Source organism: Methylibium sp. (assembly GCF_013817345.1).
Taxonomy (GTDB): Bacteria; Pseudomonadota; Gammaproteobacteria; order Burkholderiales; family Burkholderiaceae_C; genus Methylibium.
The window spans coordinates 1-22,186 of record NZ_JACDCW010000012.1; the positions used below are offsets into that span (position 1 = coordinate 1).

A 22,186-nucleotide genomic window follows, 5' to 3' on the forward strand; every position below is an offset into this window, starting at 1 on the left:
AGCTTGCGCCGCGCAGCGGCGGCGAACGGTTCCAGGGCGCGCCCGGGCGTCCGCCGCGCAGCCTCAAGAAGCAGTTCCAAGCGGCCGCGCTACCGGCCTGGGCGCGCGAGGGACCGCTGCTGCTCGACGCAGGGCAGCTGGTCTTCGTGCCCGGCCTCGGCATCGACGCACGTGCAATCGCTGCCCCCGGCGAGCCGCAGCTGGTGCTGCGCTGGGAGACGGCCGGCTCGTCCTAAGCCGACCGCCGGCCGGTGGGGCACGCCGTGGCGGCCCGCTAAACTCGCGGGTTTCGCGGCGCCAGGTACCGCGCCTCAACCTCTTCGCGCTTTCCTCATGGCATTGATCGTTCACAAGTACGGCGGCACGTCGATGGGCTCGACCGAGCGCATCCGCTTTGTGGCCAAGCGCGTCGCCAAATGGCACCGTGCCGGCTATCAGATGGTGGTCGTGCCTTCGGCGATGAGCGGCGAGACCAACCGCCTGCTCGGCTTGGCGAGGGAACTCGCGCCGGGCGTCGAAACCGCATCGTTCAATCGCGAACTCGACATGATTGCCGCCACCGGCGAGCAAGTCTCGGTGGGCCTGCTGGCCATCGCGTTGCAGGCCGAGGGCCTGGAGGCGGTCAGCTACACCGGCTGGCAGGTGCCGGTGCAAACCGATAGCGCCTTCACCAAGGCGCGCATCCAGCGCATCGACGACGCGCGCGTGCGCGCAGATCTCGGCGCCGGCAAGGTGGTGGTGATCACCGGCTTTCAGGGCATCGACCCCGAAGGCCACATCACCACGCTGGGCCGCGGCGGCTCGGACACTTCGGCGGTGGCGGTGGCTGCGGCCATGAAGGCCGCCGAATGCCTGATCTACACCGACGTCGACGGCGTCTACACCACCGACCCTCGGGTTGTGCCCGAGGCGCGGCGCCTGGCGGCGATCAGCTTCGAGGAAATGCTCGAGATGGCCAGCCTGGGCTCCAAGGTGCTGCAGATCCGCTCGGTCGAATTTGCCGGCAAGTACCGCGTGCCGCTGCGCGTGCTGTCGAGCTTCACGCCCTGGGACATCGACTTGGCGGAAGAGGCGGCGTCGGGCACCCTGATCACCTTCGAGGAAGACGAGAACATGGAACAAGCTGTCGTGTCGGGCATCGCCTTCAATCGCGACGAGGCCAAGGTCACCGTGACGGGCGTGCCCGACCGGCCGGGCATCGCCTTCCAGATCCTCGGCCCGGTGGCCGACGCGAACATCGATGTGGACGTGATCATCCAGAACGTTTCGCACGACGGCCGCACCGACTTCTCGTTCACCGTGCACCGCAATGACTACGTGCGCACGATCGAGTTGCTCGAGGCTTCGGTGCTGCCGGCCACCGGCGCCGAGCAGGTGACGGGCGATCCGAAGATCTGCAAAGTCAGCATCGTCGGCATCGGCATGAGGAGCCACGTCGGCGTGGCCAGCAAGATGTTCAGGGTGCTCTCGGAGGAGGGCATCAACATCCAGATGATCTCCACCTCGGAGATCAAGACCAGCGTCGTCATCGACGAGAAGTACATGGAGCTGGCGGTTCGCGCCCTGCACAAGGCCTTCGGCCTCGATGCGCCGGCCCCGATGCCTGCTGCATAATGGACGCCGGCGAGGAGACGTGACCGAGTGGCCGAAGGTGCTCCCCTGCTAAGGGAGTATGGGGCTTAAAACTCCATCAAGGGTTCGAATCCCTTCGTCTCCGCCAATATGCACCCCGTTAGGCCCCCGTACGGGTTCACGTAGGCCCCGATAAAGTGAGCTAAGTGCTTGTCGGGATTCGTGAAATAGGTGGGCCTTCGATCTTTTAGGTTCTTCAGCTTCCGTACCGCATCGGTACGGAGCCCCCGCAAAATCGGGGGATGGCTGGTGGACTGAGGGGGTGCCATGGCAATCAACCTGCTTAAAGCGAAGTCCGTTCAGCACGCTGCTGACGGTCAATATTCCGACGGCGAGGGCTTGACCCTTCGTGCACGCGACGGCCTCGCGTCCTGGGTCTTTCGATTCACCTCACCCACGACGGGCAACCGCCGCGAGCTAGGGCTCGGCGCCGCGGACCGGAGCAGCACGCCCGCCGCTCAGCGCAGTCTCGACGAAGCGCGCGAGGCGGCCATAGAGGCGCGCCGGCTGGTCAAGGCGAACATAGACCCGATCGAGCACCGGGAGGCGCAACGCGAGGCGGCCCGGGCGGCTGCGGACGCGAAGAAGGCCGAGACGAAGCGGGACCGCGTGACGCTGGCTCGCGCGTGGCGGGCGTATCACGCGGAGATGGTCGAGCCGGTGCGCACCACAAAGCACGCCGCGCAATGGGTGAATTCGTTGGAACAGCATGTGCCGGCCGCGCTCGCAGCGAAACCGATCGGCGATATCCAGTGGCGCGAGATGTTCGAATTCCTCGCCCCGCTGATCCGCTCACGGCCGGAGACGGGCAAGCGCGTGAAGCAAAGGCTGTCGAAGGTCTTCAAGCGCGCCATTCGTGACGGCCTCGCCACGACCGACCTCGCCGACGCAATTTCAGACGACCTGCAGAAGGCCCGTGGCAACGTCGAGAAGGGCATGCACGCCGCGCTGCCTTATGCCGAGGTGCCTGCGTTCGTGACACGCCTGCGCGAGCTGCCCGGCACCTCGTCCCGTGCGCTTGAATTCACCATCCTGACCGCGGCTCGCACGGGTGAGGCGATCGGCGCGCGATGGAGCGAGTTCGACCTCGACGCGGCTACTTGGCTCGTGCCGGTGGCGCGCATGAAGGGCCGCAAAGCGCACCTTGTGCATCTCACTGAGCCCGCGCTCACAGTGGTGCGCGGTCAGGTCGGGCAAGACGCCGTATTCGTGTTCCCGTCGCCCGACAGCGTGGGCGCAAACGAGGGCGCTCGGCAGCTCAGCAACATGGCGATGCTCACGCTACTTCGGCGAATGAAAATCGCCGACCGCTGCACCGTGCACGGCTTCCGCGCCACGTTCAGCAGTTGGGCGAATGAGGTTGCGCTCGGAAGGTCGGATGCAATCGAAAAGTGTCTTGCACACGCCGAGCCGAACGCTGTGCGCGCGGCATACAACCGCAGCGAGTTGCTGCAGGAAAGGGCGGCGCTGCTGACCGCATGGGCGCGCCACTGTGGTGGCGAAGCGGGTGCAGACGTGGTTGACCTGGCCGCCCGTCGAGCGGCGCGCGCATGAGCCCCCTGCATGCGGTGCTCGCCGCGCAAATCGAGCGTGTGCTCGCCGCGGGCCCAGGCGCGCCGGATAACCCGGCGATCTACGCCGCACGCGCTGCCGCTGAGAGTGCCCGCGAGTGCATGGCGAATGGCAACGATGCCGGCGCCGTCGAAGCGCTCGGGCGTGCGCAGTACGTGCTCGGCGTGGCGGCCGGCTGGCGCAACGCTCGCGTGGCCGACAGTCGTAAGCCAACGCGCGGTGCGAACGGCGAGAAGCGTCGCCCCGCAAACGAAAGGTTTGCACGCGCGGCGCTGCGCAGCGACTGCCCCGGCAACACTGCAGCAGCCAGGACGATGAGCGAGGATGGCGAGGGCCGGCCGACACTGGAAGCCGACGCGAGACACATCAGCCTCATCCGCAAAGGTATCAAGTGGTCGGCCACAGACGGCCGCGAATGGGGCTACGACGGCGCGCACGACCTGTTCTATTGGTTCCGGCCAGGTGGCACGCCTGACCAACACGCGCACGCTCTGAGCGAGGCATTCCGCTTTGTGTCGTTGGGTGTGGAACCGGACCATGCAAGCGCGCTGGTCGAGCACGTTGTGCTGCGGCGCGCGCTGAAGGCGAAGTCTTCGAAGGCGAGGCGTAGCACGTAACCGGCAGTTTTCGAAAGCTCACGGGACGGCGTGAGCGGCGGTGGGAATCATGCAGGGGCCCTAAACAACCCCTTGTGGAGCCCACCATGCAAGCCGTCTCTCTCCCTCCGCCGTTGCTCTCGACCGAAGCCGTAAGGCAGTTGGTCGGCGTCGGCGATCGTCAGTTCAAGTTGCTTCGGGACACCGAAGATTTTCCCCGGCCGATTCAACTCGGGCCCCGCACTCTGCGATGGCGCGCCGAAGATGTGTCCGCCTGGATCGCGTCTCGGCCGACGCTGCAAGGCAAGCTGCCTGAACCCGCGGCGCTGGCCCGTCGGCAGACACGCACGCCGTTGACAGCCAAGCGCGACGCGGCTGCGCAGGGAGTGCGGCCATGAACCCGCCGACCAACCCCCTCGCCGGCGGTTTCGTGTCACCGACGCGCAGCTTTGGCATCCCGATCGTGGATTCCGGTGTCGTTCACACGCAATGGCTTCTGCAGCATGGAGGGCGACGGCATCGCCGCGAGCTGCTGCGCAAGCTGTGCCAAGAGGCCGAGCGGGGCGATGCCGTCGCGCGCGACATGCTGCGTTGGCATCGGGAGCGCGCCCGATGACGGGCGCAAAGAGAAAGACCCTCAGCGCTGCAAACGCTGGGGGCCTTTGGGATCGATCGTCCGTGCAGAACGATAAGGGAACAAGATGAATGCTACTCGTGCTGACGAAACTGTCAACGCGCCCGCCTTCGCGGCAATGCGAGCTTACCGGCAATGGATCGTGTGTCTGCTGGTGCCGGGGAAGCCGGGCAAGCTCGACAAATTCCCCGCCGACCATCGTACGGGCGCCGTGTGCAACGCGCACGACCTGGCGGTATGGACCGATGCGGCAACCGCGGGCGCTGCAGTCGAACGGCTCGGGCCGACGTACTGCCTCGGCTTCGTGTTCACCGCCGAAGCGGGTTTCTGGTTCCTCGATATCGATGCATGCGCACAGGACGATGGCACCTGGTCGCCGCTCGCGCTGCAGCTGCACGCCGCGTTCCCCGGCGCCGCTGTGGAGGTATCGAGCAGTGGCCGCGGGCTGCACCTGTTCGGCCGCGGAGTTATCCCGCCGCACGGCTGCAAGAACACAGCCCTCAGGATCGAGCTGTACAGCTCCGGGCGCTTCGTTGCGCTGACCGGCTTGCACGCGCAGGGTGACGCCGGCACCGATCACACTGCGGCGCTCGCGTGGGCCGTTGCAACGTACTTCCCGCCAACCGCTGCTGTTGCGCCGGCCGCCTGGACGGATGGCCCCTGCGCTGAGTGGAGCGGGCCTATCGATGACGCCGAGCTGATCGAGTTAGCGTTGCGCTGGCAATCGGCCGCAAGTGTGTTCGGCGACCGTGCAAGCTTCGCCGACCTGTGGCACGCCGACGCCGACGCCCTCGCGCGCGCGTACCCTGACACGGCCGGCAGCCGCGGCTATGACGCCAGCTCGGCCGACTTCGCGCTTGCCAGTCACCTCGGCTATTTCACCGGCCGTGATTGCGCCCGTGTCGAACGGCTGATGCGGCAATCCGGCCTTGTGCGTGAGAAGTGGGACACCCATCCGACCTACCTGCGCGAGCGCACGATCGCAAAGGCCGTCGCCGACAAAACTCAAGTGCTGCAAGATCGCCGCTCGCAGCCGTCGGCGCTTACCGTCGGCGCAATGGGGCCGGATGGCGGATCGTCGCTGCCTGGCAGCGAAGACGAGCTCGCGCTGATGTTCGCGCAGCACCACGCCGACAGATTTCGATGGACGCACGGCCTCGACTGGCTCCGACGCGACGGCCCGGTGTGGGCGCATGACGGCGAGCTGAATCGCTATGACGCCGCGCGCGCGCTGTGCCGCACGCGAGGGCGCGAGCTGCAGATGCAGGGGCTTGGCAAAGCGAACACGGTCAATGCGGTGCTGACCATGGCGCGGTCCGATCGCCGCATCGTGACCTCGATCAAAGAATGGGACGCCGATCCTTTCGCGCTGAACACTCCCGGCGGCGTGGTTGACCTGCGGACGGGCCAAATGCGGCCACACAGCGCATCGGACCGCTTCACGCAGGTGACGGCCGTCACGCCCGATGCCGGACTGCCTACGCCCCGCTGGCACGGCTTCCTGGCCGGCATCGCCCGCGGGGATCGGGCGCTTATCGACTTCCTGCTGCGCTCGCTTGGCTATTGGTTAACGGGCGATCGCACCGAACAGAAATTTTGGTTCTTCCACGGGGTCGGGGCGAACGGCAAGAGCACGCTCGTGGACGTGGTCAAGCATGTGCTCGGCGCCTATGCGATCACGATGCCGCCGGCGGCCCTGTTGGAACAGCGCGGCGAGCGCCACCCCACCGAACTCGCCATGCTGCACAGCAAGCGCCTGGCGGTGAGCAGCGAACTGCCCGAGACGGCCTTTTTCAATGAGGTACTGCTGAAGGGCCTGACGGGTGACGAGACGCTGACCGCTCGCAAGATGCGGCAGGATTACATCGAGTTCGCCATGACGCAGAAACACTTGATCGTCGGCAACTTTAAGCCGCGGCTGCGTGGCGGCGATCCGGCGATGGCGCGCCGGCTGTTGCTCGTGCCATTCGATGCCACGTTCGCAGGCCCGCAGCGCAATGCGAACCTGCTCACGCAGCTCAAGAGCGAAGCGCCGGGCATCCTGGCGGCAATGATCGGCGGTGCAGTCGATTGGCAGTGGGGGGGCCTGCAGCCGCCTGCCTGTGTGACGGCGGCCAGTCGCGAGTATCTCGACGATCACGACGACTTGACGCTGTGGATCGGCGAGCGGTGCGACCGCAACGGCGAGGCGACGGCGACGGCGCTCTATACCGACTTCAAACTGTGGAAGGCCACGCGCGGCGAGCAGGCGCCATCAATGACGACGTGGGGCGCTCGCATGGCCGCAGTGCCGGGAGCTGAGAAGCGGAAATCGGACGGACTTATGAAATACAGCGGCCTGACGCTTCGCCATCTGGCGGGCGTTCACGTGTTCGGGCAGCGTCAGGGAGGGTAGGGAGGGTTCGATATATGAGACGTTCAGATGCCTCACGTATAGACGGTCATAAGTAAGAACTCTCCCTACCCTCCCTGAAATGGCGGCCCCTGTGGTGGACTCCCATCCCCCGCGCCCGACACGCAAGGCCAGCCGCAGCGGTCAACTGCTGCTGACTCCGCTGACGGCATGTGTCGGTCGCTGTTACAAATGATCAGTTGACGGCGCGGTCAATGTCCTAGGACAATAAAGCGCGTGCGAAATATGCTTGCATATTGTTCGGTCGGCGATATAGTCATGCCCCATGGGCAAGAACATCCCGACTCTGAGGGCCACGCGTGACCAGCTCGCGGAGCAAGCGCGCCGAGCGCAGGCCTATCGTGATCGTCACCGCGCCCGCATCGCGGCCGGCGACCTCCGAGGGGCCGACACGAGGCCCCTCTGCAACGCGCTCCCCACGCTGATCGCTTCGGGGGACGGTGCGGCCATTCTTGATGAGCTGGCCCGGCGCAACGCCTCGCACGACAAGGCGAACAGCAAGGGCGCCGCGAAGTTGCCGCAGTGGGTACAGCCGGAAGCCGAGCACGTCCCCCGCGAGCGTTATCTCGCATGGGCGCGGCCGGCCACCCAATTAATTTCAGGCCGGGAGTCGGCGTTGTGACCGTTGCCCGCGATGCTCTCGGCCGTGTGTTGCCCGGCAGCGCGCCGTTGAACCCGGCCGGCAGGCCGATCGGCAGCCGTGGCCGTCGAGGCCGCGAGCTGCTCGCGCAGCTTGAGCCCATGGGTGTGCTCTTGCTGAGCAAAGCCGTGGCCGTCGCACTCGACGAAAAGAACCCCGACAGCTTTGTGCTGCGCGACCTGCTATCGCGATGCCTTCCGCCGCCGGAAAAGCACCACACGGTGGAGTTCGCCCTGCCGGACGGAACGCTCGCCGAGCAGTCGGCCGCGATCCTCGCCGCCGTCAGTGCTGGCGAGCTGACTCCCGCGGAGGGCGATCACCTGGCCGCGATGCTCGCCAGTCACGCCCGCGTAATCGAGGTGCATGAGTACGGCGCAAGGCTTGACGCTGTGGAACGAGCACTGCAGGAGCGCAAATGACCGTTCAACGACGCCTTGCCGCTGTGGAAGCTGTTGCGATTCCTACTCTGAACCTTTCGTCGCGCGAGCAGGCCGATTTGGACGCGGTGTGCGCCGTCGCTGAGACGTTGATGCGCGAGCGAGGATTTTGCCAATACGCAGCCTTGCGCGAAGCCTGGCACCTGCGAGTCTGCGAGTGCAGCGCGCCGCCGCCCGACCCTGCAAGTGCGATGTGCACACCAGAGGCCTGCCTCCGATCATGTCCCCCGCTACGGCCGCAATGACCCCGGCCGATCTTCAAACGCCTATCCCACGAGGTGAATCATGACCTACCCCACGTCTCACGTTCGCATTTTCAACACCCCTACGCGACCCGTGCGTGTGCTCAACGCCGCCGAGTTTTACGCTGCGTTGGATGCCGGGCTTAAAGAGCTCCGAGCGGAAAACGCAGCGGATTGCGCACGGCTCGACAAGGTGGCTGCTGATCTCGCCAGCACCGTGCCGCAACAGCACCGCGTGCTGAACGCGCTCGCGGAATACCACTCACTCATCCGCGTCGCCCGCGGCAACGGTACCCAGGCCGCCAGGCTGCAACGACTTTACGGAGCGAACTGACATGGATACCTACGCACAAGCTGTTCTCGAAGCCAACCGCCTGAAGGCTGAAGACGAGGGCTACGAAGCGGGTATCGCCGCGCTGCAAGCCGGCCGCGATGCGTCTCGCGCGATGGCTACCGCTCGGCGCCCGGTCCTGCTCGCGCTGATGTCCGCGCACGTAGCCGAGCTATCGGCCCAGCTTCAGGCTGCGATGGCCGATGCAGTGCGCCAGGCGGCCGACGCCATCGATCCGGCCGACCCCATGCTGCCGATTGCCGTGAGCGACCTGCGGGGCCGCCTTGCCCGTATGGGCGCGAGGCAAGCCCTGGATAGGGATGTTGTGCGCCCAGCCGTGCTTGCCACCGTGCGCGACTTCGGCGTGCACGGTGTGGCCGCTCGCAACATCGTGGCGCGGTTGCCGGATGCGTCGAGCTGGCTTGATACCGAGCTGCTGACGCGCGACCTTTACGAGCTGCTGAAGCTCGCGGATGAGATGGTGCTCGACCTCGGCCAGCTCTTGAGCGATGCGCAGCACCAGCATGACGACACGCAGATGCTGGGCGACCTGGCGCCGTCGGCCGAGGCGCCTGGATTCGCAGCGCATGACTTCGCAGCGCTGCGCAGTGCCGTTGCCGGGGGCGACGCCTTCGATCACAGCCATACCGCGCTTCGCGACACGGCTGCCGAGAAGGCGCGTGAGGTGGCAAACGCGGCGAGATTCACCCAGCTTCATAGTTGAACCGCCATGGCTGAGCAGTTTCTGCGGTTCGCCGAGGTGCTGCTCGGCCCGCTCGCCGATTGGCAGGGCCCGGGTAACCGGGGCGATGCGGTGCGAGTGATCGCCGACGGATCGAACGAGCGCTTGCGCGTGCAGTTCAACGCGCAAAAGAGCCTGACCGGCTCGCCGAACAAGACGGACCTGCTCATCACGGGCCTCGCGCGGGACACGCAGAACGCTTTGAGGGGCGGCTACACCAGTGTGCAAGTCGTGGCCGGCTACAGCAGCGATCCGAGCAATGCGCAAGTCGTGGCTGCCGGCGGCTTGCTAGGGGCGTTCACGAGCCGCCAGGGGGCCGACGTGGTCACCCATTGCACCGTCCTTGACGGTGGCGGCGCCATGGCCCGCGGCGCCTACTCGCGCGCCTTTAGCGGCGGCACTCCCGTTGCGCAAATCGTTCGCGATCTTGCCGGCGCGCTGCCCGGTGTGACGGTGGGCGAAATCGATGTGGACGGCCGCTTGAATGCCAAGGGCATGCAGTTCGCCGGGGCGACCGCGGGCCAGTTGAACAAGCTCGCCGATCATTTCGGCTTTTCGTGGTCGGTGCAGGGCGGCAGGTTTCAGGCCCTCAGCGATACGCGGGCGTTGCGCACGGTCTATAGCTTCGCATCGGAATCCAACCTGCTCAGCCTCACGCCGATACTCGCCGGGCCGCTGCAAGCTCAGACGGGCGTCGAACTGCTGGCGCTGTTCACTCCGGGCGTGAAGCCGGGCGACACGGTGCGCGTTGCGTCCGCCCTGTCGCCTCGCTTGAATGGCAACTACAAAGCGACCAGCGTCGTTCAGTCGTTCGATTCACACGGCCCCGCCACAAGCAAGATTTCGTGCCTCAAGACGCCGGCCGGGGTCTGAGCGGCGGACGGCAGGGCCTCTTGAGCACAAAGCCGCGCTAGCGCTTGCGATCAGCGGACACGGGAGCAGACGCTCTCTGATCGGATGCAGCCAATGGGCATTTGCTGAGACACTAAACGTGGCTCCGCCGCCCCTCTCGCTATGACGTTAATAATTACCTGCATTACCGACGAGTACGTCCTACAGGTTTCTGACCGTAGATTGACGCATTTGCCTGGACCGCGTCATGGAGAAATATTAACCGATGAGTGCAATAAAGCTGTCGTAAAGGATTTTAGGATTGCCTTTGCCTTCACTGGAATTTCTGAAATTGACAAGGAGCGTGCGGACTACTGGCTATGCAGGCAGTTAATAGCTGCTCATTCAAACGAAGGTGGGGACGATTTAAAGCGTTGTCTCGAACGTATTGCCAATGCGGCCACGCTGGGTTTCGCTCGATTAAGAAAAGATACCGGGACGCTGTATCGTCACGCCTTCGTTGGAGCCGGCTGGGCCTATTGCGGAATAGGTGATCCTGAGCAAACCGTCGCAGAGCTGTGTCCGATCTACCTGTTTGTCTCGAATGCGCTCAATCAGCAGCTCCGTTGGACCGCTGCTGCTCGTGATGACTTCAACTGGGGGTGGGGATTTTTCCGGGGAAAGGGACTGCTACATTTGAGCACCGCAGGCCAGAACGTACGAGAAAGTCAGCTCAAGGAGCTTAGACGAAATATCGTCAGACTCCTTCGTGCGGGAGCTGGCCCTCAATCGGCGGCGCGACTGATGGTCGAGGCTGTCCGCGAGGTTGCACGTAGTTATAAGTCCGTCGGAAACGACGTTATGGTGTCGTGTGTTCCGCGACAGGCGGTGGCCAATAACGACACGGGCCTACGGGTGGAATTTGGACCTCCTAACCGGCAAGTCAGTACCTTCCATTTTGTGTCCGGGAAAAGAGAAGTCGCCTACGGGCCTCAATATGTACACGGTAATCGCTTCTTTGGCGATTGGCATATAGACGCTCCCGCGGGAATCAATCCGATCACGGGCACTATCAACATGACGGGGGGCAGCGTCATATTTAGGACGGGTTTGGGAGACGCCCCAGCCTTATAAGGCGACCGACCAGGTCAGCAGAGGCGCACGTCAATGCGAGAGCCGGCCCTGGCGTAGGCAAGCGACGGCCACGACCTTCGGTGCGAACCGGTGCCAGTTCTTTTGCTCGCTCACAGCTCGGCGGACGCTTGCTGCCGTTCGTCCTAGGGCGCGATGCGCCACATTAGCCGTGTGCGAGGTTGCCGGCCATGCGTTGGACCGCTTTAAGCACTCGGACGCGATCTACTCGATCTGCGCAGTCCTCTAGCTCTTCTCTGGTGAAGATTTCATGGGCGGTACGTGAGGCGGACGCCACCTCAAGCGAGTAGGACTCCGGCACTGTCGCACTAGCAGCCCCCGGCTCGTGGCCCCACGTGAAACGAAGGTGCTGCCGGGCCTCTGCCACCAACGCGGCTTCGATGTTCGCCTTTCCCGCACGTAGCTGTGCAGTCGCGTCTTCTGTTGCCATGCCTGTTCCTCTCGAGCCAACTATGGCACGCGCCAGGGCGGGGGAGGGAAGGGGGTTACGATGCACACGGCGCGCAAACCCGCGCGAATGCTCGTTGACAGGAGACTTCGTCTCCGCCACCCCTGCAAAAGCCCGCTTCGGCGGGCTTTTTTTCCTCATCCGCCATGCCGATCCGCCTCGTCGCCTTGCTCCTCACCCTCGCTCTGAGTGCGTGCGCGGGCTTGACGCGGCACGAGCCGGTGCGTGTGGCGATCGCTGCCGTCGAGCCCTTGCCAGGCGAGGGTCTGGAGTTGCGCTTCCTCGTCAAACTGCGCCTGCAGAACCCGAACGATGTGGCGCTCGACTTCAACGGCGCTTTCATCGAGCTCGATGTGCGCGGCCAGCCCTTCGCCAGCGGCGTGTCCGATGCCGCGGGCAGCGTGCCGCGATATGGCGAGGCCGTTGTAGCGATACCGGTCACGGTGTCGGCCCTGCAAGCAGTACGCCAGGCGATAGGCGCGGTTGGCCGCAGCGACATGTCCCGCTTGGACTACGTGCTGCGGGGCAAGCTGGCCGGCGCAGGATTCGTCGACATGCCCTTCGAGTCCCGCGGCGCACTCGACTGGTCCGACGCCCTGGGGCGCTGAACCCATCGCGAGCCGGCGGCATCGCTTCCTGCCTCGTCGATCCTGAAGTGGTCGCCCCCTGCCCGAAGCGCCTCGTGGACCGGTTGCTGATCACGTGCGAGCACGGTGGGCGACGCGTGCCGCCGCGCTACCGGACCCTGTTCGCCGAGCACGGCGCGCTGCTCGAGACGCACCGGGGCTGGGATTTCGGCGCTCTGCAACTGGCCCGCGAGATGGCCGTGGCCTTTGGCGCGCCGCTGCATGCGTCGAGCACCACTCGCCTGCTCATCGATCTGAACCGCTCGATCGGCCATCGGCAGCTCTACTCCGAGGCGACGCGAGCGCTCAGTGCGGCCGAGCGGGCCGAGATCGCCAGCCGCTATCACCGGCCGCACCGCGACCGCGTACTGGCGGAAGTGCAGCGCGCCTTGGCGCAAGGCCGGCCCGTGGTGCACATCGCCTCGCACAGCTTCACGCCGGTGTGGGGCGGCGTCGTGCGCAATGCAGACATCGGCCTGCTCTACGACCCGGTGCGCCCCGGCGAGGCGTTGTTCGCAGCACGCTGGCGCCAGGCGCTTGCCAGGCGCTGCCCGGGCTTGAGCGTGCGGCGCAACTACCCGTACGCGGGCCGCGGCGACGGCCTGACCGCGCTGCTGCGCAGTCACCACCCCGCCGAGGCGTACGTCGGCATCGAGCTCGAAGTCAATCAACGCCACGTGCTGCGGGGCGGCCGTGCCTGGGCGGAGTTGCGCGGCGCACTGATCGACACGCTGCGCGAGGCACTCGACGAGGCGACACCGCGCGGCAGCGTCCCGGACCGCACAGACGCAGCCGGCGCGCAGGCGCACACTGCGGCATGAAGCTTGCGAACGGTCCGGCCGCGCGAGCGCCGTTTCGATTTGCCCCGCCCCTCGGCGCGTCCTTGCCTTCACCTTCTGCCCGGGAGCCCGCCATGCTGATCCGAGTCGGCTACGAACTCGTCTACCAGTGTCCTCAGCCCACGCCGATGATCCTGGCGCTCAATATCCACTATTCGCGCGCCTCCGACATCGTGCGGCCCGACCACCTGATAACCAGCCCGGCGGTGCCGGTGCGCGGTTACCGTGACCTGTTCGGCAACTGGTGCACGCGCATCGTCGCGCCGCCCGGGCGCACCGTGCTGACCACCGATGCGCTGGTCAACGACAGCGGCGAGCCCGACCCGGTGGTGCCCGATGCGCAGCAGATCCCGGTCGAATACTTGCCTGAGGAAACGCTGCTCTTCCTGCTCGGCAGCCGCTACTGCGAGACCGACCTGCTGTCCGACGAGGCCTGGCGCCTGTTCGGCAACGGCCCGACCGGCTGGGCCCGCGTGCAGACCATCTGCGATTTCGTGCACGAGCACATCGAGTTCGGCTACCCGCATGCGCGGGCGACGAAGACCGCCTGGGAAGCGTACAAGGAAGGCAAGGGTGTGTGCCGCGACTACGCGCATCTGGCCATCACCCTGTGCCGCTGCCTGAACATTCCGGCGCGCTACTGCACCGGCTACCTGGGCGACATCGGCGTGCCGCCGCCGCACGGGCCGATGGATTTCGCGGGCTGGTTCGACGTCTTTCTGGGCGACCGCTGGCACACCTTCGACGCGCGCAACAACACGCCGCGCATCGGCCGCGTGTTGATGGCGCGGGGGCGTGATGCCTCCGACGTGGCGCTGTCGAGCACCTTCGGGCCCAACACGCTGGAAGGCTTCAAGGTGTGGACCGACGAGGTGGCGGCCTGAGAAGACGCCACGATGAGGCGGTTGTGGAAAAGCCGGACTACCCGCGTTCGCGGCCTTGGCCGACGGCGCTCCACGGCACGTAAGTCGCACGTTAAACTTCGGCGGCGCGGCGGGTGTAGTTCAATGGTAGAACGGCAGCTTCCCAAGCTTCATACGAGGGTTCGATTCCCTTCACCCGCTCCACCGCTTGCGCCGCCTTCAATCAAGGCGACTTGCCGGTCCTGACCGCATAGCCGGCCTCGCGCCAGGCCTTCATGCCGCCATCCAGCGCGACCGAGCGCTGAAATCCCATCTGTTGCAGGGTCGCTGCGGCCAAGGTCGAGATGCGGCCGAACTCGCAGCACGCGAGGATGCGCCGTGTTGGATCGGGCAGTTCTTCATTGACTCGCAGTTCGAGCTGTCCGCGCGGCAGCAGCCGGGCGCCTTCGATGTGGCCCTGCTCATAGGCGTCGCGTTCGCGCACGTCGAGGATGATCAATTCGGTGTCGCCCGCCGTCACGCGCGAATTGAGCTCCTCCAGCGACATGAAAGGCACCGACGCGGCGGCCTCGGCCAGCATCTCGGAAACCGTCTTGCCGCCGCTCATGTTGGTGCGCAACGCCTCGGTGATGTGCGTGGGCATGCCGAGATCCAGGCTTCTCATCATCGCCACGAAGGCTTCGCGCTCGCGCACCTGCAGGCGCGGGTTGTCGCGCAGCTCGTCGCCGATGGTCGAATGGCTGCGGCCCTTGTAGTCGTGCGCCGGGTACACGCGCAGCGCCGGGTCGAGCTTGAGCACACGCTGGAACAGGCTGTCGAACAGCGCCTGCGGATCGCCGCCCGGCAGGTCGGTGCGGCCGGTGGCGCCGATCAGCAGCGTGTCGCCGGTGAAGACGCGATCCTCGGCCACGAGGCACATCGAGTCGCCGGTGTGGCCGGGCGTGTGCAGCACGCGCAGCCGCAGCTTGCCGAGCGCAACCATCTCGCCGTCGTCCACGCGCATGTCGACCAGCGGCGAAGGGCTCGTGCGGTGCATGACCGTCGGCACGCCGAGCTGCTGCGAGAGCCGGCGCGTGGCCGAGAAGTGGTCGGCATGCGTGTGCGTGTCGATCAGGAAGCGGATGCGCAGGCCCTCGCGCGCGGCCAGCGCGAGGTAGCGGTTGATCTGGCTGACCTCCGGGTCGATCAGCGCGGCAGCGCAGGTGTCGGCGCAGCCGACCAGGTAGGACTGGCAGCCGCCGGTGGCGACCTGCTCGAAGATCAAGACAAGCTCACGTCGGCTGCTTGACCACGCGCAGATACGGCTTCGGCGCCTTCCAGCCGGCCGGGAACAGCTTCTTCGCGTCTTCGTCGGTCACCGAGCCGGCGATGATGACGTCATCGCCCTGCTTCCAGTTGGCCGGCGTGGCGACCTTGTGCTTGGCGGTTAGCTGCATGGAGTCGAGCGCACGCAGGATCTCGTCGAAGTTGCGCCCGGTGGTCATCGGGTAGGTCATCATCAGCTTGATCTTCTTGTCGGGGCCGATGACGAAGACCGAGCGCACGGTGGCATTGGTCGCTGCAGTGCGGCCTTCGGACGTGCCGGGCTCTTCGGCCGGCAGCATGTTGTAGAGCTTGGCGACCTCGAGCTCGGTGTCGCCGATCATCGGGTACTTGACGGCATGGCCCTGGGTTTCCTCGATGTCGCCGACCCACTTGCCGTGGCTCTCGACCGGATCGACCGACAGGCCGATCAGCTTGCAGTTGCGCTTGTTGAACTCCGACTCCATGCCCGCCATATAGCCGAGTTCGGTGGTGCAGACCGGCGTGAAGTCCTTCGGGTGCGAGAACAGGATCGCCCAGCCGTCGCCGATCCAGTCGTGGAAGCGGATGCTGCCCTGGGTGGTGTTGGCGGTGAAGTCCGGGGCTGTATCGTTGATGCGTAGTGACATGGCTGCTCCTAGAGCGATGTGTAAAGGGCCTGACGAAGCGGCGAGACAACTCTGCCGTGGTGCGAATGGCGCAGTACCGGTCGGGCGCCGCAGGGCTAGGGCATTATTTGCCCTGCTGTCCCACTTGCCAACCGGCAGCCAGCAAGACCACGGCTGGACAACGCCGCGCGAAGCGCGAGCGCAATGCGGCTTTGAGACGAGGAGCTTCAACGAATGACCGAACCCTGGCGGCTCCTGATCGTCGGCCTGCCACCGAAAGGGCTTGCCGGCTCTCCGTGGGGCCCGTTCGAGATCGATGCCTGCGGCGATCTGGAGGCCGCTCGCGAACGCCTCGCCGCCCTCCGCTTCGACGGCCTGTTGCTGGTGCTGCCGGCGGGCGACGAAGCCCGACGCCTGCTTTCCTGGACGGCGCTATCGCAGGCCGTGCAGGGCGCTGCGGTGGTCGTAGCGACTGAGCAGCCCGATGCGGCACTCGCCGCCGCGCTGCTCGAGCGAGGCGTGCAGGACGTCGTGGCACTGACCGAAGCTTCGACCGAGTCTCTGGCCCGGGCGATGCACCTCGCGCTGCTTCGCAAACGCATCGAGTACCAAGCGCGCAGCGCCCATGTGACCGACCTGGCCACCGGGCTGCCGAACCAGACCCAACTGCTGGAACACATGGACCACCTGCTGGCCCTGCGCGAACGGGAGCCGGCGCCGATGGCCCTGCTGCTGGTGCGCATCGAAGGGCTGGCCACGGCGCAGGCTTCGCTCGGCGCCGCCGCCGCCGGCGCGCTGCGCCGCAAGCTGGCCGTACGGCTGCGGGCGAGCCTGCGTGCCAGCGACGTGGTGGCCTCGGTGGGCGCTGACGCCTTTGCTGCGCTGCTGGCCTGGATCGATGCGCCCGAGGCCGCCGAGCGCGTGGCTGCCAAGCTGACGCTGGCCCTGACGGTCCCGCTGCAGATCGGCACCAGCGAGACCGCCGTGGCGGTGAGCATCGGGATCGCGCACTACCCGGGACACGGCAAGCAAGCGCAGGCCTTGCTGCAACAGGCGTTCGCCCAGGCGGCGGGTGGCACGGCGTTGGGGCGCGCCGGCTTCGCGAACATCGTGGAACGCGGCATGTCTGCAGCCGCCAACGACGAGGCTCCCCCCGCCTGAGCGGCGCCTTGCTGCGCGAGCTCAGGAAAAAGGCAGGCGATGCATCAGGCCTTGTGCTGGATATCGCCCAGGCACAGGTACTTGATCTCGATGTAGTCGTCGATGCCGTGGTGCGAACCTTCGCGTCCCAACCCCGACTGCTTGACCCCGCCGAACGGCACTTCGGCCGTCGAGATCAGACCGGTGTTGACGCCGACCATGCCGTACTCCAGCGCCTCGCCAACCCGAAAGATGCGGCCGATGTCGCGGCTGTAGAAGTAACTCGCCAAACCGAACTCGGTGTCGTTGGCCATGGCGATCGCTTCGGCTTCCGTCTTGAAGCGAAACACCGGAGCCACCGGCCCGAAGGTTTCCTCGCGGGCGCACAGCATCTCGCTCGTCGCCTCGGCCAGCACTGTCGGCGCGTAAAAGCGCTCGCCGATGCGCTGGCCGCCGATGACGAGCTTGGCACCCTTGCCGAGCGCGTCGGCGACGTGGCGCTCGACCTTGTCCAGCGCCGGCGCGTCGATCATCGGCCCTTGCTGGATGCCCGCCTCGAAGCCGTTGCCGACCTTGATGGCCTCGGCCTTCTCGGCGAGCTTGGCGACGAAGGCGTCGTACACGCCGTCCTGCACGTAGAGCCGGTTGGCGCACACGCAGGTCTGGCCGGCGTTGCGGTACTTGCTGGTCATCGCGCCCTCGACGGCGCTGTCGATGTCGGCATCGTCGAAGACGATGAAGGGCGCGTTGCCGCCGAGTTCGAGCGAAAGCTTCTTGATGGTCGGTGCGCACTGCTGCATGAGGATGCGGCCGACTTCGGTGGAGCCGGTGAAGCTGAGGTGGCGCACCGTATCGCTCGAGCACAGGATCTTGCCGATGTCGATCGAGCGCTCGGCATCTGCGGTCACGATATTGAGCACGCCCGCCGGCATTCCCGCCCGTTGCGCCAGTTCGGCGACTGCCAGCGCCGAGAGCGGCGTCTGCTCGGCCGGCTTGATGACGACCGGGCAGCCCGCGGCCAGCGCCGGCGCGACCTTGCGCGTGATCATCGCGATCGGAAAATTCCACGGCGTGATCGCCGCGGCCACGCCCATGGCCTGCTTGAGCACGAGGTAGCGCTTGTTGTTGTCGGTGGTCGGCACCGTCTCGCCGTATACGCGCTTGGCTTCCTCGGCGAACCATTCGAGGAAGCTCGCGCCGTAGGTCACTTCGCCCTTGGCCTCGGCCAGCGGCTTGCCTTGCTCCGCGGTCATGATCCGCGCCAGATCGTCTGCATGCTGGTGCAGCAGATGGAACCACTTCATCAGGACGGCGCCGCGCTCCTTGGCGGTCTTGGCGCGCCATGCAGGCCAGGCGGCCGCTGCGGCGGCGAGCGCCGTCTCGGTCTCGGCCGCGCCGAGGTTGGCGACTTGGGCGAGCTCCTGACCGGTCGCCGGGTCGTTGACTGCGAATCGGGAGCCGCTGCTCACCCATTCGCCGCCGATCAGCGAATCGGTCTTGAGCAGCGACGGATCGGCGAGAGCGGCGAGAGGCGAAGTTTTTGTGTCCATGAACGAGTTTCTCCTTGTGTCGAATCACTGTAGCGTGCGGCATGGACCCGCCACGACAGGGGGGCGAAATGGATAAAATTTGGTCGTTCCAACCAAAATCATGCCCCAATGACCACCCAGACCATCGGCTTGTTCGAGGCCAAGACTCATCTGTCGGAAGTGGTCGCTCGTGTCGAAGCCGGTGAGGAGGTGGTGATCACCCGGCACAACCGTCCCGTCGCCAAGATCGTGCCGATCGTTTCCTCCGACCACGACCCTGAGGCACGACGCGCCGCCGTCAACGCGCTACTGCGATCGGCACGCGGGCGCAAGCTCGGGCTGGACCGGGAAGCGCTGAGCGAGGACGGTCGACGGTGAGCGTGGCGGGGTTCGTGCTCGACAGCTCGGTCGCCCTCGGCGCCTTTTTCGAGGACGAGCAGGACGCCTACTCGCTCGCGGTGTGGCGTTCGCTCGACGAAGCGCGGGCCTTCGTGCCAGCGCTGTGGCACCTGGAGATGGGCAGTATCCTGTCGCGGGCGCTCAAGGCCGGTCGTATCACGACGCAGGCGGTGGAAGAAAGCTGGTCGCGCATCGAGGTCGTGTCCCTGCAGTCGATCGCGGTTCCCGGCGATGGCCGACACTGGACGCAGCGGGCCGGCGATTGGGGCCTGTCGGCCTTTGATGCCTGCTACCTCGATCTCGCCCAACGCCAGCGTCTGCCGCTCGCCACGAAAGACCGCCAACTGATCGCGGTCGCACGCCGCATCGGTGTTCCCCTCTACCTTGCCTCCCTAGTCGAGAGCCGCGCATGAAAGCCTCCGAGATCCGCTCCACCTTCCTGCAGTTCTTCGCGTCCAAGGGCCACCAGGTCGTGGCCTCGTCGCCCGTGGTGCCGGGCGACGACCCGACGCTGCTGTTCACCAACGCCGGCATGAACCAGTTCAAGGACGTGTTCCTCGGCTTCGACAAGCGGGCCTACGCGCGCGCCACCACGGCGCAAAAGTGCATCCGCGCCGGCGGCAAGCACAACGATCTGGAGAACGTGGGCTACACCGCACGCCACCACACCTTCTTCGAGATGCTCGGCAACTTCAGCTTCGGCGATTACTTCAAGAAGGAGGCGATCGCATTTGCGTGGGAGCTTCTGACCGAGGTCTACAAGCTGCCGGCGGACAATCTTTGGGTCACGGTTTACGCCGAAGACGACGAGGCCTACGAGATCTGGAACAAGCAGATCGGCGTGCCCGCCGAGCGCATCGTGCGCATCGGCGACAACAAGGGGGCGCGCTATGCGTCCGACAACTTCTGGATGATGGGCGACACGGGCCCCTGCGGTCCCTGCACCGAAATCTTCTACGACCACGGCCCCGAAATCGCCGGCGGCCCGCCGGGATCGCCCGAGGAAGACGGCGACCGCTACATCGAGATCTGGAACAACGTGTTCATGCAGTTCAACCGCGACGAAGCGGGCGTGATGCACAAGCTGCCGAAGCCGAGCGTGGACACCGGCATGGGTCTGGAGCGCCTAACGGCGGTGCTGCAGCGCGTGCATTCGAACTACGAGATCGATCTGTTCGTCACCTTGCTGGGCGCGGCCAAGAAGGCGGTCGATGCGGCGGGGGCCAGGGATTGCGACGCCGACGCGCCCTCGCTGAAGGTGATCGCCGATCACATCCGTGCCTGCAGCTTCACGGTGGTCGATGGCGTGATCCCGGGCAACGAGGGCCGCGGCTATGTGCTTCGCCGCATCACACGCCGCGCGATCCGCCACGGCTACAAGCTCGGTGCGCGCAAGCCCTTCTTTCACGCGCTGGTCGCCGGACTGGTCGGCGAGATGGGCGATGCCTATCCGGAGCTGCGGCGCGACGAGGCCCGCGTGACCGAAGTGCTCCGGCAGGAAGAGGAGCGTTTCTTTCAGACCATCGCCAATGGCATGGAGATCCTCGAAGCGGCCCTGGCTTCACTCCCTCTCCCGCACGCGGGAGAGGGCGGGGGTGAGGGTCGTGCAGGGCAGAACCACCCTCACCCCAACCCTCTCCCGCGTGCGGGAGAGGGAGCCGTTCTTTCCGGCGAATTGGCCTTCAAGCTCCACGACACCTTCGGCTTCCCGCTCGACCTGACCGCCGACGTCTGCCGCGAGCGCGGCGTGACAGTCGATACCGCCGGCTTCGATTCGGCCATGAAGCGCCAGCGCGAACAAGCTCGCGCGGCCGGCAAGTTCAAGATGGCGCAGGGACTGGAATACAGCGGCGCAGCGTCCACCTTCCACGGCTACGAAGCGCTGCTCCATGAGCAGGCCGCCGTGACGGCCATCTACGTGGAAGGCGTGTCCGTGCCTGGCGCCAGGGCCGGCGACGACGCGGTCGTGGTGCTCGACCACACGCCCTTCTACGCGGAGAGCGGCGGCCAGGTCGGCGACAGCGGCGAGCTGCGCAACGCCAGCTCGCGCATGTTGGTGGAAGACACGCAGAAGATCCAGGCCGAGGTCTTCGGCCATCACGGCCGCGTCGTCGAGGGCGAGATCAAGGTCGGCGACGTGCTGCATGCCCTCGTCGATGCCGAGTTGCGCGCCAAGACCGTGCGCAACCACAGCGTCACCCACCTGATGCACAAGGCGCTGCGCGAGGTGCTCGGCAGCCATGTGCAACAAAAGGGCTCGCTGGTCAACGCCGAGCGCACCCGTTTCGACTTCGCCCACAACGCGCCGATGACGGGCGAGCAGATCCGCAAGGTCGAGTCCATCGTCAACGCCGAGGTGCTGGCCAATGCGCCCGCCGAGGCGCGCGTACTGCCCATCGAAGAGGCGCAGAAACTCGGCGCGATGATGCTGTTCGGCGAGAAGTACGGCGACCAGGTGCGCGTGCTCGACATCGGCACGAGCCGCGAACTCTGCGGCGGCACGCACGTGCAGCGCACCGGCGACATCGGCCTGTTCAAGGTGGTGGCGGAAGGCGGCGTGGCGGCCGGCATTCGCCGCATCGAGGCGATCACCGGCGACAACGCGTTGGCTTACCTGCAGTCGCTCGAAGCCACCGTCAACGGCATCGCCGGCACCTTGAAGGCCGCGCCGGCCGAGGTGCCGGGGCGCGTGGCGCAGGTGCTAAGCGAAGTGCGCGCGCTCGAGCGTGAACTGGCCGTGCTCAAGGGCAAGCTGGCGTCATCGCGGGGTGACGAATTGCTTGCCCAGGCAATCGACGTGGGCGGCATCCAGGTACTCGCCGCGCAACTCGACGGGGCAGATGCGAAGTCATTGCGTGACACGCTCGATCAGCTCAAGAACAAGCTGAAGAGTGCGGCGATCGTGCTGGCCTCGGTGGACGGTGGCAAGGTGCAGCTTGCGGCCGGCGTGACGGCCGATCGGATGGGCACCATCAAGGCCGGCGAACTCGTCAACTTCGTCGCGCAGCAGGTCGGGGGCAAGGGCGGTGGCAAGCCGGATCTGGCCATGGCCGGGGGCAGCGAGCCGGCCAAGCTCGGCGCTGCGCTGGCGTCGGTGGTCGGCTGGGTGGGTGAGCGGGTCTAGGATAAAAACCGAGCTTGCCGAAACGATTGTTGCAGGGTGTTGGCTCCTTCTCCCGCTTGCGGGAGAAGGCAGGGGAGGAGGGTGCT

Annotated in this window: 23 protein-coding genes and 2 tRNA genes; 22 read left to right on the forward strand and 3 right to left on the reverse strand. The window is 66.2% G+C overall.

Annotation, left to right across the window (positions count from 1 at the left end; all coding sequences use genetic code 11):
• From tilS to H0W40_RS03810, 18 genes are all read left to right on the forward strand, one after another.
• On the forward strand, positions 1–236 hold a 236-nt coding region (gene tilS, locus H0W40_RS03725; protein ID WP_292443301.1), incomplete at its 5' end, for a tRNA lysidine(34) synthetase TilS.
• Between the two features lie 97 nt (positions 237–333).
• Positions 334–1,614 carry an aspartate kinase gene (locus H0W40_RS03730; RefSeq protein WP_292443304.1) on the forward strand — a complete coding sequence of 427 codons (1,281 nt, stop codon included), beginning with the start codon at positions 334–336 and terminating at the stop codon, positions 1,612–1,614.
• Between the two features lie 13 nt (positions 1,615–1,627).
• Positions 1,628–1,720: transfer RNA gene (locus H0W40_RS03735), tRNA-Ser, on the forward strand.
• A gap of 179 nt (positions 1,721–1,899) precedes the next feature.
• The gene (locus H0W40_RS03740; protein ID WP_292443306.1) at positions 1,900–3,186 is read left to right on the forward strand and encodes a site-specific integrase; all 1,287 of its coding nucleotides are present in this window, start codon (positions 1,900–1,902) and stop codon (positions 3,184–3,186) included.
• A 14-nt stretch (positions 3,187–3,200) separates the two neighbouring features.
• A complete protein-coding gene (locus H0W40_RS03745) occupies positions 3,201–3,821 on the forward strand; it encodes a hypothetical protein (RefSeq protein ID WP_292443308.1) in 621 nt (206 codons plus the stop codon).
• Positions 3,822–3,907: 86 nt separating this feature from the next.
• Positions 3,908–4,198: an AlpA family transcriptional regulator gene (locus tag H0W40_RS03750; protein ID WP_292443311.1), complete on the forward strand. Its 291-nt coding sequence runs from the start codon at positions 3,908–3,910 to the stop codon at positions 4,196–4,198.
• Positions 4,195–4,416, forward strand: a complete 222-nt coding sequence (locus H0W40_RS03755) for a hypothetical protein (protein WP_292443314.1) — start codon at positions 4,195–4,197, stop codon at positions 4,414–4,416. Before H0W40_RS03750 ends, H0W40_RS03755 begins: the two co-directional genes overlap by 4 nt.
• An 85-nt stretch (positions 4,417–4,501) precedes the next feature.
• Positions 4,502–6,829: a phage/plasmid primase, P4 family gene (locus H0W40_RS03760; protein ID WP_292443316.1), complete on the forward strand. Its 2,328-nt coding sequence runs from the start codon at positions 4,502–4,504 to the stop codon at positions 6,827–6,829.
• Between the two features lie 283 nt (positions 6,830–7,112).
• Positions 7,113–7,469 carry a hypothetical protein gene (locus tag H0W40_RS03765; protein ID WP_292443318.1) on the forward strand — a complete coding sequence of 119 codons (357 nt, stop codon included), beginning with the start codon at positions 7,113–7,115 and terminating at the stop codon, positions 7,467–7,469.
• On the forward strand, positions 7,466–7,906 hold the full coding sequence (locus H0W40_RS03770; RefSeq protein WP_292443320.1) for a hypothetical protein: 441 nt from the start codon (positions 7,466–7,468) through the stop codon (positions 7,904–7,906). Before H0W40_RS03765 ends, H0W40_RS03770 begins: the two co-directional genes overlap by 4 nt.
• Before the next feature lie 303 nt (positions 7,907–8,209).
• A complete protein-coding gene (locus H0W40_RS03775; RefSeq protein ID WP_292443323.1) occupies positions 8,210–8,500 on the forward strand; it encodes a hypothetical protein in 291 nt (96 codons plus the stop codon).
• Between the two features lies 1 nt (position 8,501).
• Positions 8,502–9,221: a hypothetical protein gene (locus H0W40_RS03780; protein ID WP_292443325.1), complete on the forward strand. Its 720-nt coding sequence runs from the start codon at positions 8,502–8,504 to the stop codon at positions 9,219–9,221.
• A gap of 36 nt (positions 9,222–9,257) precedes the next feature.
• Complete coding sequence (locus tag H0W40_RS03785; protein WP_292443327.1) at positions 9,258–10,112, forward strand: hypothetical protein; 855 nt, start codon at positions 9,258–9,260, stop codon at positions 10,110–10,112.
• Positions 10,113–10,313: 201 nt separating this feature from the next.
• Entirely contained in the window at positions 10,314–11,204 is an 891-nt protein-coding gene (locus H0W40_RS03790; protein ID WP_292443329.1) for a hypothetical protein, read from the forward strand.
• Positions 11,205–11,816: 612 nt separating this feature from the next.
• Positions 11,817–12,278: an LEA type 2 family protein gene (locus tag H0W40_RS03795; RefSeq protein WP_292443331.1), complete on the forward strand. Its 462-nt coding sequence runs from the start codon at positions 11,817–11,819 to the stop codon at positions 12,276–12,278.
• 74 nt (positions 12,279–12,352) lie between these two features.
• Entirely contained in the window at positions 12,353–13,117 is a 765-nt protein-coding gene (locus H0W40_RS03800) for an N-formylglutamate amidohydrolase (protein ID WP_292443334.1), read from the forward strand.
• Between the two features lie 92 nt (positions 13,118–13,209).
• Positions 13,210–14,019: a transglutaminase family protein gene (locus tag H0W40_RS03805; protein ID WP_292443337.1), complete on the forward strand. Its 810-nt coding sequence runs from the start codon at positions 13,210–13,212 to the stop codon at positions 14,017–14,019.
• A 109-nt stretch (positions 14,020–14,128) separates the two neighbouring features.
• A tRNA-Gly gene (locus H0W40_RS03810) sits at positions 14,129–14,202 on the forward strand.
• A 19-nt stretch (positions 14,203–14,221) separates the two neighbouring features.
• Here H0W40_RS03810 and H0W40_RS03815 read toward each other — a convergent pair.
• Together H0W40_RS03815 and H0W40_RS03820 are read right to left on the reverse strand one after the other, a co-directional pair.
• A complete protein-coding gene (locus tag H0W40_RS03815) occupies positions 14,222–15,262 on the reverse strand; it encodes an MBL fold metallo-hydrolase (protein WP_292443339.1) in 1,041 nt (346 codons plus the stop codon).
• 7 nt (positions 15,263–15,269) lie between these two features.
• Entirely contained in the window at positions 15,270–15,929 is a 660-nt protein-coding gene (locus H0W40_RS03820; protein ID WP_292443342.1) for a peroxiredoxin, read from the reverse strand.
• A gap of 213 nt (positions 15,930–16,142) precedes the next feature.
• Between H0W40_RS03820 and H0W40_RS03825 the strand changes: the two genes are divergently transcribed.
• On the forward strand, positions 16,143–17,069 hold the full coding sequence (locus tag H0W40_RS03825; RefSeq protein WP_292443345.1) for a diguanylate cyclase: 927 nt from the start codon (positions 16,143–16,145) through the stop codon (positions 17,067–17,069).
• Positions 17,070–17,113: 44 nt separating this feature from the next.
• Here the strand turns inward: H0W40_RS03825 and H0W40_RS03830 are convergent, their stop codons facing one another.
• Positions 17,114–18,598 carry an NAD-dependent succinate-semialdehyde dehydrogenase gene (locus tag H0W40_RS03830; protein ID WP_292443347.1) on the reverse strand — a complete coding sequence of 495 codons (1,485 nt, stop codon included), beginning with the start codon at positions 18,596–18,598 and terminating at the stop codon, positions 17,114–17,116.
• A 108-nt stretch (positions 18,599–18,706) separates the two neighbouring features.
• Here H0W40_RS03830 and H0W40_RS03835 point away from each other — a divergent pair, with 108 nt between their 5' ends.
• From H0W40_RS03835 to alaS, 3 genes are read left to right on the forward strand one after another with little or no spacing between them, the layout of a single operon-like run.
• Positions 18,707–18,955 (forward strand): type II toxin-antitoxin system Phd/YefM family antitoxin, encoded by a 249-nt coding sequence (locus H0W40_RS03835; protein ID WP_292443350.1) that lies wholly within the window; start codon positions 18,707–18,709, stop codon positions 18,953–18,955.
• A gap of 14 nt (positions 18,956–18,969) precedes the next feature.
• On the forward strand, positions 18,970–19,389 hold the full coding sequence (locus H0W40_RS03840; protein ID WP_292443353.1) for a type II toxin-antitoxin system VapC family toxin: 420 nt from the start codon (positions 18,970–18,972) through the stop codon (positions 19,387–19,389).
• The gene (gene alaS / locus H0W40_RS03845; protein ID WP_292443357.1) at positions 19,386–22,100 is read left to right on the forward strand and encodes an alanine--tRNA ligase; all 2,715 of its coding nucleotides are present in this window, start codon (positions 19,386–19,388) and stop codon (positions 22,098–22,100) included. Before H0W40_RS03840 ends, alaS begins: the two co-directional genes overlap by 4 nt.
• Positions 22,101–22,186 lie beyond the last annotated feature (86 nt).